Consider the following 15109-nt stretch of genomic DNA (forward strand, 5'->3'; position numbering starts at 1 on the left):
CTGCTTTTTTGTTACACTCTTTATTGAGAAAACATACGCAAAGGAAGCCCAATGAAAGTTCACAAAATTGTCAATCTCATCGCTTTTGAAAATACTTATATCCTTGAAAATGACCGTCATGTCATCGTAGTTGACCCCGGCAGCGACTGGCGGAAGATCCAACGCAAGCTAGAAGAAATTGCTAAGCCCATCACAGCTATTTTGCTGACCCATACGCATTACGATCACATTATGAGTCTGGATAAGGTCCGAGATAACTTTGCCAATCCACCCGTCTATGTAGCAGAGAACGAAGCAAGCTGGCTCTATACTCCGACAGACAATCTGTCTGGCCTTGACCGCCATTCAGATTTGGAAGACGTCATTCTCAGACCTGCTGAACATTTTTTCAACTATCACAAGGACTACCAACTGGACGACTTTCATTTCTATGCTGTGCAGACACCTGGTCATTCTATCGGAGGAGTTTCCATTATTTTCCCAGAAGATCAGGTCGTTCTGACTGGTGATGCTCTCTTCCGTGAAACCATCGGTCGTACAGATCTGCCGACTGGTAGCATGGACCAGCTCCTTACTGGTATCCGCGAAGAGTTATTTGTCTTACCCAAAGACTATCGCGTCTATCCCGGCCATGGAAATGACACAACGATTGGCCACGAAAAGAATTTCAATCCATTTTTCCAATAAACTGATAGTGAGGCAGATAACAAGACTGCCTCATTTTTTTATATAGTAAATAACTGTTTCTATGTAAGAATGAAAAAAGGGCTTTTAGAAAAAGTCAGGAAATAGGCTCTACAATCTGACTTCCATATCTTGTCGCTTTTTGCTTAATATGATATACTTGGTTCATAGAAAAGAAAGGATGGTCTTCATCATGGATAAAAGAAAAATTTTGTTAATTCTGCTGGCTATTTCAGCTATGATAACTCTCCTTGGATTAGGTTTTTCTGCTTATATTTTTTATGTTTTTGACAAGCCTTTTCTAAACAGTACCACAAAAGGCCTCTTGTCTGCTTTCTTTTTTACCCTCATCATAATCAGCCTCGGCCTATCGAAAACAAAGCGATAGCAATAATTTATACTTTTAATGCAATAAAAAAACAAACACCAAATGATGTTTGTTTTCAATCCGAACAGCCTACACGGCTGTTTTTTTTTATTAAATCTTCAAGAAGCGTCTCATGGAGATGGATGAACCAAGTGAACCGATCAAGATTCCCAAGACTGACACAGCCCCAATCATAGCTGGGACAAACAAGTTTGGCTCAATCATGGAAAGATTTTGCGCAACGAGATTTTTATTCATGGTCTGATAGACCATATTATAACCAAAATAAACTAAAGCTACTGGTAAAACTGAACCTAGCAAGCCAATCCAAGCGCCTTCAAATAAGAAGGGACCGCGGATATAGCTATTTTTTGCCCCTACCAAACGCATAATCTGAATCTCACGACTCCGTGAAATAATAGTAATCCGAATGGTATTGGAAATCAGGAAGACTGCAATAAAGATGAGCAAGCCTGCCCCGACCAGTCCCCACACTCGGATAAAATCAGATAAGGCAAAGAGTTTTTGCGTATTAGCTCCACCATCCTGCACTTCCGAAACGCCTTCCAACTTCTTGGCTTCTGCCGCAACGGAATCTACGTATTTATGCTCTGTCGTGTCGACAATGTAAGCATCATAAAGTGGGTTTGAATCCCCCTCAAAGACCTTCCATTCACTTCCCATTGTCTCTGTCAGCTTTTCATACTGTTCTTCTTTACTTGAGTAAGTAACCTTTGAGACATGATCCATTGAAGTTAGGGCGTCATAAATCTTATGGTAATCATTATTTTTAACTGTCTGACCTTCTTTAACGATTGTTTTGCTGTTGTCAGCGATGTCTTTACGCATATAGACAACAATACGAACGTTGTTTGAAATATCAGACGCTAGCTTTGCGGTATTTAAAATAACAGAGGCAAAGATAGCAACTAAACTGAGAGTAATCGTAACTGAACTCACAGCTGCGACTGTCATCCAACCATTCCGCTTAAGGCTCTTAAGCGATTCAATCAAATGACGGAAAAACCTTCTAATCATCGTATCCGTATTCTCCTTCCGCCTCATCACGCACCACACGACCATTTTCGATAGCAATGACGCGGTGACGTAGGGTATTTACAATCTGACTATTGTGAGTCGCCATCAGGACTGTCGTTCCTTGCAGGTTAATGCGTTCCAGCAAATTCATGATTTCCCATGAATTATCTGGGTCCAAGTTACCAGTCGGCTCGTCAGCAATCAAGACCTGAGGATTGTTGACAATGGCACGCGCAATTGCAATCCGCTGCTGTTCTCCCCCTGATAGCTCATTCGGGAAGGAACGAACCTTGTGCTTAAGGCCAACCAGATCCAAAACTTCCATAACGCGTTTCTTGATATTTCTACGACGCTCACCGATAACTTCCATAGCGTAGGCAATATTCTCATAAACAGTCTTTTTAGGAAGTAGTTTATAGTCTTGGAAAACCACACCTACTCTACGGCGCAGCATTGGAATATCCCGTTTCTTGATTTTCCCCAAGTTAAAACCTGCTACAGCAAGGTTTCCTTTATCGATTTTAATTTCACGATAGAGGAGTCTAATAAAGGTTGATTTTCCTGCTCCTGATGGTCCTACAATATAGGCAAATTCACCTGGTTCGATATGTATAGATACACCACGTAGAGCAGTTGTCCCGTTGTCATACTTTTTAACAACGTCTTTCATTTCAATCATTGACATGAATTAGTACAATTCCTTTCATCAGAGTTTTTATCTAGCGATTTCACTCTGTTTTTAGTTGAGTCTCCATTTTAAATAGGCATCAATAAAGCCATCTAAGTCTCCGTCCATGACCTTATCCACCTGAGCTACTTCATAGCTGGTTCGATGATCTTTGACCATTGTATAAGGAGTAAAGACATAAGAACGAATCTGACTGCCCCAAGAAATCTCTTTTTTATCTCCCTTGAGCGAGTCGACTTCTGCTGCCTTTTTTTCTTGCTCCAACTGATAGAGCTTAGCCTGAAGCATCTTCATAGCCCGGTCACGGTTGCCATACTGGGTTCGGTCAACGGTAGACTGAACCACGATTCCCGTCGGAATATGCGTCAGCCGCACGCCAGTCGATACCTTGTTGACATTCTGCCCGCCGGCTCCTCCCGAGCGGAAAGTATCCATCTTGATATCATCATCGCGGACTTCTACTTCAATGGTATCATCCAACTCTGGCATGACCTCTACTGAAGTAAAGGAAGTATGACGGCGTTTCGCCGAGTCAAATGGAGAAATCCGAACCAAGCGGTGAACACCCATTTCTGACTTAAGTAGACCGTAAGCATGCGGCCCTTCAAAGGAAAGGGTCACTGACTTAATACCAGCCTCATCGCCAGCCTGATAGTCCAAGACTTCTACCTTGAAGCCCTTGGCATTGCCGTAGCGCGTGTACATCCGTAGCAACATATCGCCCCAATCCTGAGCCTCTGTTCCACCAGATCCTGGGTGAATTTCAAGAATAGCGTTGTTATTATCATAAGGCTCCGACAGCAAGAGAGTCATCTCATAGCTAGTCATCATTTTTTCAAGCTCGGCCAACTTTTCTTCCAGCTCTTCCTGAACCGAGTCGTCCTCAGCCAGAAAATCAAGCAAGATTTCCGATTCATCAAAAAGCTCGGTCATCTGATGAAAATTTTCATAGGTTTGCTTGAGTTCATTGAGCTCTTGAGATGTCTTTTGGGCTGCAATGTTGTCATCCCAAAAGTCAGGCTCTGTCATCTTATTTTCTAAGATGGCAATTTCTTCTTCCAGACCTTCTAAGTCAAAGAGACCCCCTGAAAGAAGCCAATTTTTCACGATTTGCGTCAATCTTTTGACGAATTTCTGAAATGTCCATAAATACCTCTTTTCATATATCGTTTTATTATAACACATTTTCAGACATTTGCCTAATCGGATAATGAAGCTCCTTCATTTTATACAATTTTTAATGGATAGGCAAGAATAGGAGCTGCTTGTTACGGAATTGTTAAAAAAGTAATATAATGACATGGGGTTGGAAGAATTATTCTGGATTACAAGATTCTAATAATCTATTTGGGATTCAAATAGAAGGGATACCCTCCATAAGACGCTTAAATATTTTCAAGTTTTTCAAAATATGCTAGACTAAAATCATGACAAGAATCGGATTTATGAGCGACCTCCATCTGGACTCCAATCAGTTTGGAGATTTTGAGCAGCGAACTCTTCGCCATCTTTTAAAAGAGGAAGGGATTGACCACCTACACATTGCAGGGGATTTGTCCAACGACCTGACCAAGATCAGTTTGCCCTTTCTTGAAACTTTGAAGCAAGAGATTCCCCTTTCTTTTAATCTGGGAAATCACGATATGCTGGGACTTTCTGAGCAAGAAATTTCAAACTATGATTTTCAGGTCCAGCAGTTCGGTCGGACCAAGCTCGTCAGTTTTTCTGGCTGGTACGATTACAGCTTTGCTCCAGAAAAAAGCAAGGAAGAGCATCTGAGAACAAAGACCAATTTCTGGTTTGACCGCAGATTGGCGCGTCAACTCGACGATCCTAGTATTACGGCTCAGACGCTGCAAGAGTTAGAAAAACTGCTGGCGACTTTAGATGGTCCCATTATTATTGCTATGCATTTTGTTCCCCATCAAGATTTTCTATACGACCATCTCTATTTCCAGCGCTTCAACGCCTTCCTAGGAAGCCAAGCTTTTCATCGGCTCTTTGTCAAATACAAGGTGAAAGAGGTTGTTTTCGGTCATCTCCATCACCGCCACCAAAGCCGTGTTATCGAAGGTGTCAGCTACCATATGCGTCCTCTGGGCTACATCCGCGAATGGGAACTGACTCGGAACTTTTTTAATGACTTTCCTCAGTATAAGATTCCCCAGATGTACCGCCTGCACAAGCGTTATAATGCTGTTAAAGATTTAGCCGAATTTCGAGACCATAAGAAAAAACACCTGGCAGCTGAACTGCGAAATGCTTTAACAGTGATTGAAGTTCAGTAATGAAAATATTGAATAGCAGTTCTCAGCTCATCTGAGAGCTGTTTTTTGCTGTCCAACTGGACATAGACTTCTAATAAGCAGGAGCGAAAATTGGAAAAAGCAATGAAGTCTTTGTTGCATTCCAATGGAAAACTCTGTGATTGAAGCCACAGTCTAAGTTCATGCTGCGACAGTTTTTCCTTTAAGACAGCTTGATAGAGCACTTGGGCTAAGCGCCAATCCTCATCATTTCCGAAACGGACTAAAACTCTTTTAAAAACTTGATGAATAACCTCTAAAACCTCTGGCATCCTACTGGAGGGAAAGTCCGGATGACAGGCCACTTCTGTCAATAAGTCTGCTCCATGAGCGAAGGCATGAACCCAACCGTATTTCCTGGAGTAGCCCCTTGTGTCTCTTTCTACTGACAAGTAGGTTAGCCCCTTATCTAGTAAATAATTTCTTTCTTGCACTGATAAAGCCTGATAATACGAAGAGTTAGGATTACCATCACAGTTTAAGAGATTAGCATAAAGTAAAGCCGTGAAGGAACGTGTTAAGGTAGCCTGACCATTTTTATCACTCTTGTAAAAAAGACCTTGTCTTTTGACTGCTTCTTGAGCCAAGAAATGAAACTGTTCAACTAAAAACAGATCACCCTGAAGTCCCCTTGCTAAGGACGAAAAGACTAATTCATCACGGACTGACGCTTCTGGATGACCAATATGATCCAGCAGCCATAAGATTTCTTCCTCATAATATAAAGGAGAATCTTCTTCCAACTTCTTTCGTAAGTTTTGATACATACTTTCATCGTCCTTTCGAGTTGCTTTCTTTGAATCTGATTATACCCCCTTGTACGCAAAAAAGCCATCCGTAGATGACTTTTTGTTGCTAAATAGCATTTTTGTCCATACCCAATTTACGTTGGATGAACTTAACAATTTCAACAATGATAATCATAGAGAAACTGCCGATCAGGACAACAGTCCATTGGGTCAAATCTAACTTGGTCACATGGAAAATCTTTTCCAGTGGATCAATTACAATAGTTGAAATCAGCAGAATGAAAGAAACCAGAATAGACCAGTTGAAGGTCTTAGACTTAAATGGGCCAACTGTAAAGATAGACTGGTAAACAGATTTTACATTATAAGCATGGAAGAGCTGGATAAGACCTAGAGTCGCAAAGGCCATTGTCAGAGCGTCCGCATGGATCGCTTTTACATCGCCGATATGAACTGGATTAGCAATAGCATAGCCATAGACGGACAGAACGAGAGCACCTTGCAGCAATCCTTGGTAGATGATGGAACTCATGACACCACCAGAGAAGAAGCTAGACTTACGACCACGAGGCTTGTGAGTCATGACACCTGGCTCAGCAGGTTCAACCCCCAGAGCAATAGCTGGGAAAGTATCCGTTACCAAGTTAATCCAAAGCAGATGAACCGGTTGCAAGACATCCCAACTAAAGAGGGTCGCTAGGAAGATGGTCAAAACTTCAGCTGTATTAGCTGAAAGGAGATACTGGATGGTCTTTTGAATGTTTGAGAAGACCTTGCGTCCTTCTTCAACTGCGACGATAATTGTCGCAAAGTTATCATCTGCCAGAATCATGTCAGAGGCACCCTTAGATACTTCTGTACCGGTAATTCCCATACCGATACCAATATCAGCTGTTTTCAGAGCTGGCGCATCATTAACCCCGTCACCTGTCATGGCAACGACCTTACCTTGGTTTTGCCAAGCTTTAACAATCCGTACCTTGTGCTCAGGAGAAACCCGCGCATAGACAGAGTATTGGGTAACAACTTTTTCAAATTCTTCATCAGAAAGTTCGTTGAGCTCAGCACCTGTCAAGACATGGTCTTCTGAGTCATTTTCATCGATGATTCCCAAACGTTTGGCAATGGCTTCCGCTGTGTCTTGGTGGTCACCCGTAATCATGATTGGACGGATTCCCGCTTCTTTAGCCACACGAACGGCTTCTGCTGCTTCGGCACGTTCAGGGTCAATCATACCGATTAAGCCTGTAAAGATTAACTCATTTTCCAGATTTTCAGAAGTTAAGTCAGTCGGAACTGCATCAATAATCTTGTAGGCACCAGCCAGCACGCGCAGAGCTTGGTGAGCCATTTCTGAGTTATTAGACTTAATCAGCTGTGAAGTAGCGTCATCAATCGCTGCAACATCTCCAGCCTTATCACGGGCAACACAGCGTTTCAAGAGTTGATCTGGTGCACCCTTTACTGCCACAAGGAATTTCCCATCTGGCAATGGATGGACAGTAGACATGAGCTTACGATCTGAATCAAAGGGCAGCTCAGCTACTCGAGGATATTTCTCTAAAAATCCTTTGACATCATAGCCCTTGTCCAAAGCATACTGGATAAAGGCTGTTTCTGTTGGGTCACCAATCAGCTTTCCTTCTTGGTCAATCTTGGTATCATTGGCTAAGACAACTGAACGTAAGAGCGGCAGCTCCAAACCAAGTTCAATATCTTGGCCAGCTTCATTCAGGACTCCGTGATAAAAGACTTTTTCGACCGTCATCTTATTCATGGTCAGGGTACCGGTCTTATCTGAAGCAATAATTTCAGTTGAACCAAGTGTTTCTACTGCTGGCAATTTACGGACAATTGAATTACGCTTAGCCAAAACCTGTGTTCCCAAAGCCAAGACGATCGTAACGATGGCTGGCAGACCTTCTGGAATAGCTGCAACTGCAAGAGCGACTGAGGTCATCAGCTCACCAAGCGGATCTTTTCCTTGAATGAAAACGCCGACTACAAAGGTCACCGCAGCAATCACTAAGATAGCGTAGGTCAGAACCTTAGACAAGCTATTGAGGTTTTGCTTGAGCGGTGTGTCAGTCTCATCCGCAGCTTGCAACATGCCTGCGATATGACCGACTTCGGTGAACATCCCTGTATTGACAACAACCCCTACTCCTCGACCATAAGTGACATTGGAATTTTGGAAGGCCATATTGACCCGATCGCCAATACCAGCATCTGCAGCTACCTCAACAGTCAAATCTTTCTCAACTGGCACAGACTCACCCGTCAGAGCTGCTTCTTCTATTTTCAGGGAATTAGCTTCCAACAGTCGCATATCTGCTGGGACAACGTCACCGGCTTCCAGTCTAACGATATCACCAGGTACCAAGTCCTTAGAATCCACTTCTGTGACATGGCCATCACGCAGGACACGCGCAGCTGGGCTGGACATAGATTTGAGAGCCGCAATTGCTTCTTCAGCTTTGCCTTCTTGATAGACACCAAAGATAGCATTGATGATGACAACGGCTAGGATAATCACCGCATCCGCAATATCCTCACCACCTGATGTCACAACTGACAAGACCGCCGCTACCAACAAAATGATAATCATCAAATCCTTGAACTGCTCGATGAATTTCATCAAGAGAGTCTTTTTCTCTCCTTCTTCCAATTCATTGCGACCGTAGTCTGCCAAGCGTTGCTGGGCTTGGCTACTGGTCAACCCTTGTTCGGAAGCTTCCATTGCTTGCAAAACTTCCTCAGGACTTTGCGTATAAAAAGCTTGGCGCTTTTGTTCTTTTGACAAAATGTCTCCTCCTTTTGATGGGCCTCTTTCAAAATAAACAAAAAAGAGACCTGTTAATTAACAAGTCTCGCTATTTCATACAAGGCCGGAAATTTCTTTCGTATTGACGACCTTGTAACGGTAAAACCGTTAGCTACTCCCTTGAGTGTATTTATTATACCAAAATTTTTGTATTTTTCAAGGCAGAGCTGTTATTTTTCAAACTTTTCTTCCGTCCATTCTATTTTCATCTGATAAGAGGCAAAGAGCTGATCATCTTCGGCTCTTTTCAAATCATAGTGAAGTTCCAAAGCCTGATTTTCTACATCTAAGTGATAGTGCTGAGTGTCTGTCACAAACTGTTGAGCACCCAGCGGAGTCGGGATAGATACTACATGCTGACCATTATTGATAAAATGAAGAATGGTCTTAGGCTCAGAAAAGCGGGTCATGGTCAGCTTATCCGCATTAAATTTCAGAACGACCTTTTCCTGCTCCTCGCTCTGATAAATCAAATAGTGATTGCTCCCTTTTTGTGTCCATTCTACATCATAAACTTGGTCAATCAACTCCATTTGCTCATCTAATTTGATTTGATTTCTCATTCTAATTTTCATGATTTTCTCGCATTCCTTGTTTCTTTCTTCTATTTTATCAAAAATTTCTTGATAATTCTTCCTTTCTACTTCAGGCTTTGAATTTCGCCCACTGAGCATTTATGATATAATAGGACTATGATTGAAAAAGTATTTCGAGATCCAGTCCACAATTATGTGCATGTGGATCATCAGGTCATTTATGATTTAATCAATACTAAAGAATTTCAACGGCTGCGCCGCATCAAACAGCTGGGTACTTCTGGCTATACTTTTCACGGCGGTGAGCACAGCCGTTTTTCGCATTGTCTGGGAGCTTACGAGATTGCCCGGTGCATCACCAAGATTTTCAATGAAAAATATAGCGATGTCTGGGATAGTCACGAAAGTCTGCTGACCATGACGGCTGCTCTTCTGCATGACTTGGGACATGGCGCTTATTCACATACTTTTGAGCGCCTCTTTGATACCGATCATGAGGACATTACGCGGCAAGTCATCACCAGTCCTGAGACGGAGATTCATCAGGCCTTGATACAAGTTTCGCCCGATTTTCCCGAAAAGGTGGCTAGCGTCATCAATCATACCTATCCTAATAAACAGGTGGTCCAGCTGATTTCCAGCCAGATTGATGTGGATCGGATGGATTATCTCTTGCGGGATTCCTTTTTCACTGGCGCTTCTTATGGGCAATTTGACTTGACTAGAATTTTACGAGTGATTTGTCCTGTAGAAAAGGGCATCGCTTTCAAGCGCAATGGCATGCATGCGGTTGAAGACTACGTAGTCAGCCGCTACCAGATGTACATGCAGGTCTATTTTCACCCAGCCAGCAGGGCTATGGAAGTCTTACTGCAAAACCTGCTCAAGCGAGCCAAGTTTCTCTATCCGGCTCAGAAGGATTATTTTGCTCTGTCATCGCCCAATCTCATTCCATTCTTTGAAAACAGAGTGACCCTGCAGGATTATCTGGCCTTGGATGATGGTGTTATGAATACCTATTTCCAAGTTTGGATGACTAGTCCAGACAAGATTTTATCTGACTTGGCTCAGCGTTTTATCAACCGCAAGGTCTTTAAGTCTATCGTCTTCTCTCAGGAAAACGAAGCGCACTTGGATATCATGCGAGACCTAGTTGGACAGGTTGGTTTCGACCCTGATTACTATACTGCTATCCATCGTAATTTTGATTTGCCTTATGATTTCTACCGGCCTGACGTTGAAAAACCCCGGACCCAGATTGAAATCCTGCAAAAAGATGGTAGTTTAGCAGAGTTATCTAGCCTGTCTCCTATCGTTCATTCGCTAGCCGGGACCAGACAGGGCGATAATCGCTTTTACTTCCCTAAGGAAATGCTGGCAGAGACTGGACTTTTCAGCGAGAAAAACCAGACCTTTATGCACTATATCAAAAACGACCAATTTACCTACGGAGAATAAATATGTCTATCAAATTAGTTGCCGTTGACATTGACGGCACCCTTGTAAATAACCAAAAAGAAATCACGCCTGAAGTCTTCAGCGCTGTTCAGGATGCCAAGGCTGCTGGTGTCAAAATCGTTATTGCAACCGGCCGTCCTATTGCAGGAGTTCAAAAACTCCTAGAGGAGCTAGAGCTCAACCAGCCAGACAACTATGTCGTGACCTTCAACGGCGGACTGGTGCAGGATACGGTCACAGGTCAAGAATTGATCAAAGAAACACTGTCTTATGACGACTATCTGGATATCGAGCTGCTCGGACGAAAATTAGGCGTTCACATGCATGCCATCACCAAGGACGGTATTTATACGGCTAATCGCAACATCGGCAAGTACACTGTTTACGAGTCCAATCTGGTCAATATGCCCGTCTACTATCGCACGCCTGAAGAAATGACTGATAAAGAAATCGTCAAGTGCATGTATATTGATGAGCCAGAAATTCTGGATGCGGCCATTGCCAAGCTGCCGCAGGAATTAGCCGAAAAATATACACTGGTTAAATCAGCTCCTTTCTATCTAGAAATTGTCAAAAAAACCGTCAATAAAGGAGCTGCTATCCTCCATCTAGCTGAAAAACTTGGCTTGAGCAAGGAGCAGACCATGGCTATTGGTGATGAAGAAAATGACCGCGCCATGCTGGAAGCAGTCGGATCTCCTGTTGTCATGGAAAACGGCAGAGAAGAACTCAAGAAAATCGCCAAATACATCACCAAGTCGAACGAAGAATCCGGCGTAGCACACGCTATTAGAGAGTGGGTATTAGACTAATGTTTAGTTACAAAATTGGAATTTCAGCACAGGAACACGATGATTTTGTCGCAGCTCATCCGCAGGCCAATCTCCTGCAGAGTGCAGCCTGGGCTCAAATCAAGGACAACTGGGGAAATGAGCGCTTGGGCTTCTATAAAGACGACCGCTTGGTAGCAGCTGCCAGTGTCCTGATCAAACCACTGTCCTTGGGAATGACCATGCTTTATATCCCTCGCGGTCCCATCATGGACTATAGCAACAAGGAGCTGCTGACCTTTGTTTTGGCATCGCTCAAGAAGTTCGCCAAGGAGAAAAAAGCGCTCTTTGTCAAGTTTGATCCTAGCCTCTTTCTGGCAGAAAGCAAGATGGGCGGTGAATTGCAAGACAAAGTAGAGACGATTAAGCTGATTCAAGAACTGCAGCAAGCAGGAGCTGTCTGGGTCGGACGGACCGAGTCTCTGGATGAAACCATCCAGCCTCGCTTGCAGGCCAATATCCATAAAGAAGATTTTAGTGAAGAACTGCTTTCTAAAAGCACACGTCAGGCTATTCGCACTGCCCGTAACAAAGGCATTCAAATCCAATTTGGCGGAGCAGAATTGCTGGATGACTTTTCAGCCCTAATGAAGAAAACAGAAAACAGAAAAAAAATCCACCTGCGTGGCAAAGACTATTACCAAAAATTGCTGGATACTTATCCTGAGCACTCCTACATCACCTTGTCCAGCATTGATCTAAAGGCACGCTTAGAAGACTTGCAGGCTCAGCTGACCAAGACACTCAAGGAAGCAGAGAAATTTACCGAAAAAACCAAGCCGGGCAAGATTGAGAATAACCAGCAAGAACAAAAACGTCTCCAAGAAGAGATTGACTTTCTGCAGGACAAAATCAGCCAAGGTGCTACTGTCGTTCCCCTGTCTGGCACCTTGGTCTTAGAATACGGCAAGACTTCTGAAAATATCTATGCCGGAATGGACGAGGAGTACCGTCGTTATCAGCCAGCCATCATCACTTGGTACGAAACGGCCAAACATGCTTTTGAGCGTGGAGCTGATTGGCAAAATATGGGCGGAATCGAAAACGACCTCAAGGGCGGTCTCTACAGCTTTAAATCCAAGTTCAATCCGACCATTGAGGAATTTGCTGGTGAGTTTAACCTGCCGACCAATCCTCTTTACCACCTCTCCAATCTGGCCTACACTATCAGAAAGAAACTGCGCAGCAAGCATTAAAAGAAAGGAAGCCTATGACCTTTAAACTTCTCAGCCAAGAAGAATTCATCCAGCATACCTCAGCTAGCTCCCAACGCTCCTTTATGCAGACCGTGGAAATGGCAGAGCTGCTGAGCAAGCGTGGCTTCAGTACCCAGTATATCGGCTACACTGACCCGCAGGGACAGGTAGTGGTGTCTGCTGTCCTCTACAGTATGCCTATGACTGGCGGCCTCCATATGGAAATCAACTGCGGTCCTGTCTCTACCGATGCTCAATACCTGCCCCCCTTCTATCAAGACTTGCAGGCTTACGCTAAAAAAGAAGGCGCTCTAGAGCTCATCATCAAGCCCTACGAGACTTATCAGACCTTTGACAGCAATGGCCAGCCCACATCTGATGAAAAAGTCGAGCTTATCCAGCAACTGACTGATTTGTGCTTTGACTTTGACGGCCTACAGACGGGCTATCCGGGTGGGGAACCTGATTGGCATTATGTCAAAGACTTAGCTGGTCTAACGGAGAAAGACTTGCTCAAGTCCTTCAGTAAAAATGGCAAGGCGACCGTCAAAAAGGCTAATACCTTTGGTATCAAGCTAAAAAGGCTAGAACGTGACCAACTCAGCATTTTCAAAGACATCACAGCTGCTACTTCTGACCGGCGGGAATACGATGACAAGCCACTAGACTACTATCAAGATTTTTATGATAGCTTTGGTCAGCAGGCGGACTTTATGACAGCCAGCCTTAACTTCAAGGACTATCTTCAGAACTTACAAAAAGACCAAGAGAAACTGGGCCAGAAAATCCAGAAACTGCAGGCTGACTTGGAAAAAAATCCTCAATCTGAAAAGAAACAAAACCAGCTGCGAGAGCTTTCCAGCCAGTTTGACAGCTTTGAAACCCGCAAAGCAGAGGCTCAAGAGCTGATTGACAAGTACGGCGACCAAGACCAGATCCTAGCTGCCAGCCTCTTTATCTATACTCCCCAGGAAGCAACCTATCTCTTCAGCGGCTCCTATCCTGAGTTTAACAAATTCTACGCTCCAGCCTTGCTTCAGGAATACGTTATGACCGAAAGTATCAAGAGAGGCATTCCATTTTATAATTTCCTCGGTATTATGGGAATTTTCGATGGTTCCGACGGCGTTCTGCGCTTCAAGCAAAACTTCAATGGCTTTATCGTCCGAAAAATGGGGACTTTCCGTTATTATCCTAACCCACTCAAGTTTAAGCTGCTTCAACTCATAAAGAAACTTCTAAGACGTTAAAAAACCAAGGTCTCCCTTGGTTTTTTGTGTTTATCTATAACGAGGTGATGCAAAACCACGGATATTTCCATGACCGATACGGTAAGTATTGCGTTTAACTTCGTTGTTACTGTTACCTTCAATCGTATGAATGATACCATTTTCAACTTTTTCGACAATACCGATATGATCAGCCCAGCCATCATTTTGCTGGCTATTTTGATCCCAGTTAAAGGTGATGATATCGCCCGCTTCAGGTGTAGAATTACCATCTTCATTCCAGATACCTAGACGTTTAAAGATGTGAATATGGCGCTCGACACCGCATTCGCGGCCGATAAGATCGCTCAAGCCTTCTCTTTGGAAAATAACTGTCGTGAAAATGTCGCACCAGTCATCTGAATTCTTCACAGCATAACCAACTGGTAACGGTTTAACGCTATTATAGTCATTGACCAGACGATGGTGCTCAGCACTGCCTCCCTTGACGCCAACCATCGCTGCTGCTGCTGCAAGAACACGATCACGCTGACTGCTAGGCGATTGAGGATGCTTAATAGAAATCGTGGTCTTCTCTCCACCAGCACCTTGCAGCTGATTGCGATTATTCAAGTAATATAGGTGAACATTGTACTCGCCTTGACTATTTTTATGGTCTCTTGCATAAATATGCTTGCGATAAGTACCATCAGCTTGGCGTTCCGCCGTATACCACTGAGTATCATCTTGTCCATTTTGACTGGACCAAGTTGGCAAATAGACAGTTTTGACACCTTCTGGAGCTACAACACCAGAAACGACGATATCAAATTCACCAGTTTCATTGTTTTTATTTTGGATACTGATTTTTCCCTGTGGTTTCTCCCCTGTCGCAATGGAAACCTTAGTTGTTGTGCCACCGACACCGACCATCTTACCGTCGTTTTGGACATAGTACAAGTGGACACTGTAGTCGCCGACAGAATTTTTGTGTTCGCTGGCACGGACGGTGAATTTATATGTACCGTCTGACTGTTTCTGCGCCTTGTGCCATATCAAATCATCCTGACCTTGCTCATTTGACCAAGTTGGAAGCAAGACTTCACGAACGCCTTGTGGGCTAGAAACCTCGGACACGATCACATCGAATGTGCCAGTCTTGGGATTGTTGTTGGCAATAGTCAACTTGCCTTCTGGTTTCGCAACTGAAGCAAGACTAACCTTA

General features: G+C 43.6%; 14 protein-coding genes. 7 read left to right on the plus strand and 7 right to left on the minus strand.

What is annotated here, in order from left to right:
* The first annotated feature begins 51 nt into the window (after positions 1–51).
* Both FXF62_RS02835 and FXF62_RS02840 read left to right on the plus strand, forming a co-directional pair.
* Positions 52–687 (plus strand): MBL fold metallo-hydrolase, encoded by a 636-nt coding sequence (locus FXF62_RS02835; RefSeq protein WP_149517547.1) that lies wholly within the window; start codon positions 52–54, stop codon positions 685–687.
* Positions 688–877: 190 nt separating this feature from the next.
* A complete protein-coding gene (locus FXF62_RS02840) occupies positions 878–1072 on the plus strand; it encodes a hypothetical protein (RefSeq protein ID WP_262881572.1) in 195 nt (64 codons plus the stop codon).
* Between the two features lie 90 nt (positions 1073–1162).
* On the opposite strand, the gene ftsX is transcribed toward FXF62_RS02840, so the two are convergent.
* From ftsX to prfB, 3 genes are all read right to left on the minus strand, one after another.
* Entirely contained in the window at positions 1163–2089 is a 927-nt protein-coding gene (gene ftsX, locus FXF62_RS02845; RefSeq protein ID WP_149517549.1) for a permease-like cell division protein FtsX, read from the minus strand.
* On the minus strand, positions 2082–2774 hold the full coding sequence (gene ftsE, locus FXF62_RS02850; protein WP_005589698.1) for a cell division ATP-binding protein FtsE: 693 nt from the start codon (positions 2772–2774) through the stop codon (positions 2082–2084). Before ftsE ends, ftsX begins: the two co-directional genes overlap by 8 nt.
* Positions 2775–2828: 54 nt before the next feature.
* Positions 2829–3924, minus strand: a protein-coding gene (prfB, locus tag FXF62_RS02855) for a peptide chain release factor 2 (RefSeq protein WP_149517550.1) whose coding sequence is annotated in 2 segments (ribosomal slippage) — positions 2829–3851 and positions 3853–3924 — 1095 coding nt in all. Because the reading frame shifts where the segments join, the coding sequence is not laid out codon by codon here.
* A gap of 280 nt (positions 3925–4204) precedes the next feature.
* Between prfB and FXF62_RS02860 the strand changes: the two genes are divergently transcribed.
* The gene (locus FXF62_RS02860) at positions 4205–5065 is read left to right on the plus strand and encodes a metallophosphoesterase (protein WP_149517551.1); all 861 of its coding nucleotides are present in this window, start codon (positions 4205–4207) and stop codon (positions 5063–5065) included.
* On the opposite strand, the gene FXF62_RS02865 is transcribed toward FXF62_RS02860, so the two are convergent.
* The 3 genes from FXF62_RS02865 to FXF62_RS02875 all read right to left on the minus strand — a co-directional run bounded on the left by FXF62_RS02865 (position 5059) and on the right by FXF62_RS02875 (position 9231).
* A complete protein-coding gene (locus FXF62_RS02865; protein ID WP_149517552.1) occupies positions 5059–5850 on the minus strand; it encodes a DUF2785 domain-containing protein in 792 nt (263 codons plus the stop codon). The genes FXF62_RS02860 and FXF62_RS02865 overlap by 7 nt on opposite strands.
* Positions 5851–5938: 88 nt before the next feature.
* The gene (locus FXF62_RS02870; RefSeq protein WP_149517553.1) at positions 5939–8635 is read right to left on the minus strand and encodes a cation-translocating P-type ATPase; all 2697 of its coding nucleotides are present in this window, start codon (positions 8633–8635) and stop codon (positions 5939–5941) included.
* 191 nt (positions 8636–8826) lie between these two features.
* On the minus strand, positions 8827–9231 hold the full coding sequence (locus FXF62_RS02875; protein ID WP_187984214.1) for a DUF1934 domain-containing protein: 405 nt from the start codon (positions 9229–9231) through the stop codon (positions 8827–8829).
* Positions 9232–9348: 117 nt separating this feature from the next.
* Here FXF62_RS02875 and FXF62_RS02880 point away from each other — a divergent pair, with 117 nt between their 5' ends.
* Genes FXF62_RS02880 through FXF62_RS02895 form a run of 4 tightly spaced genes read left to right on the plus strand, consistent with a single transcriptional unit; the run spans position 9349 to position 13926 of the window.
* Positions 9349–10650 carry an HD domain-containing protein gene (locus FXF62_RS02880; RefSeq protein WP_149517555.1) on the plus strand — a complete coding sequence of 434 codons (1302 nt, stop codon included), beginning with the start codon at positions 9349–9351 and terminating at the stop codon, positions 10648–10650.
* A 2-nt stretch (positions 10651–10652) separates the two neighbouring features.
* Positions 10653–11462, plus strand: a complete 810-nt coding sequence (gene yidA / locus FXF62_RS02885; RefSeq protein ID WP_149517556.1) for a sugar-phosphatase — start codon at positions 10653–10655, stop codon at positions 11460–11462.
* Entirely contained in the window at positions 11462–12676 is a 1215-nt protein-coding gene (locus FXF62_RS02890) for an aminoacyltransferase (RefSeq protein WP_187984215.1), read from the plus strand. Before yidA ends, FXF62_RS02890 begins: the two co-directional genes overlap by 1 nt.
* A gap of 14 nt (positions 12677–12690) precedes the next feature.
* The gene (locus FXF62_RS02895; protein WP_149517558.1) at positions 12691–13926 is read left to right on the plus strand and encodes an aminoacyltransferase; all 1236 of its coding nucleotides are present in this window, start codon (positions 12691–12693) and stop codon (positions 13924–13926) included.
* Between the two features lie 30 nt (positions 13927–13956).
* Here FXF62_RS02895 and FXF62_RS02900 read toward each other — a convergent pair.
* Positions 13957–15109 (minus strand): GBS Bsp-like repeat-containing protein (locus tag FXF62_RS02900; RefSeq protein ID WP_149517559.1); only part of this gene is annotated, 1153 nt, incomplete at its 5' end.

It is taken from the genome of Streptococcus cristatus, assembly GCF_008369405.1.
Classification (GTDB): Bacteria; Bacillota; Bacilli; order Lactobacillales; family Streptococcaceae; genus Streptococcus; species Streptococcus cristatus_G.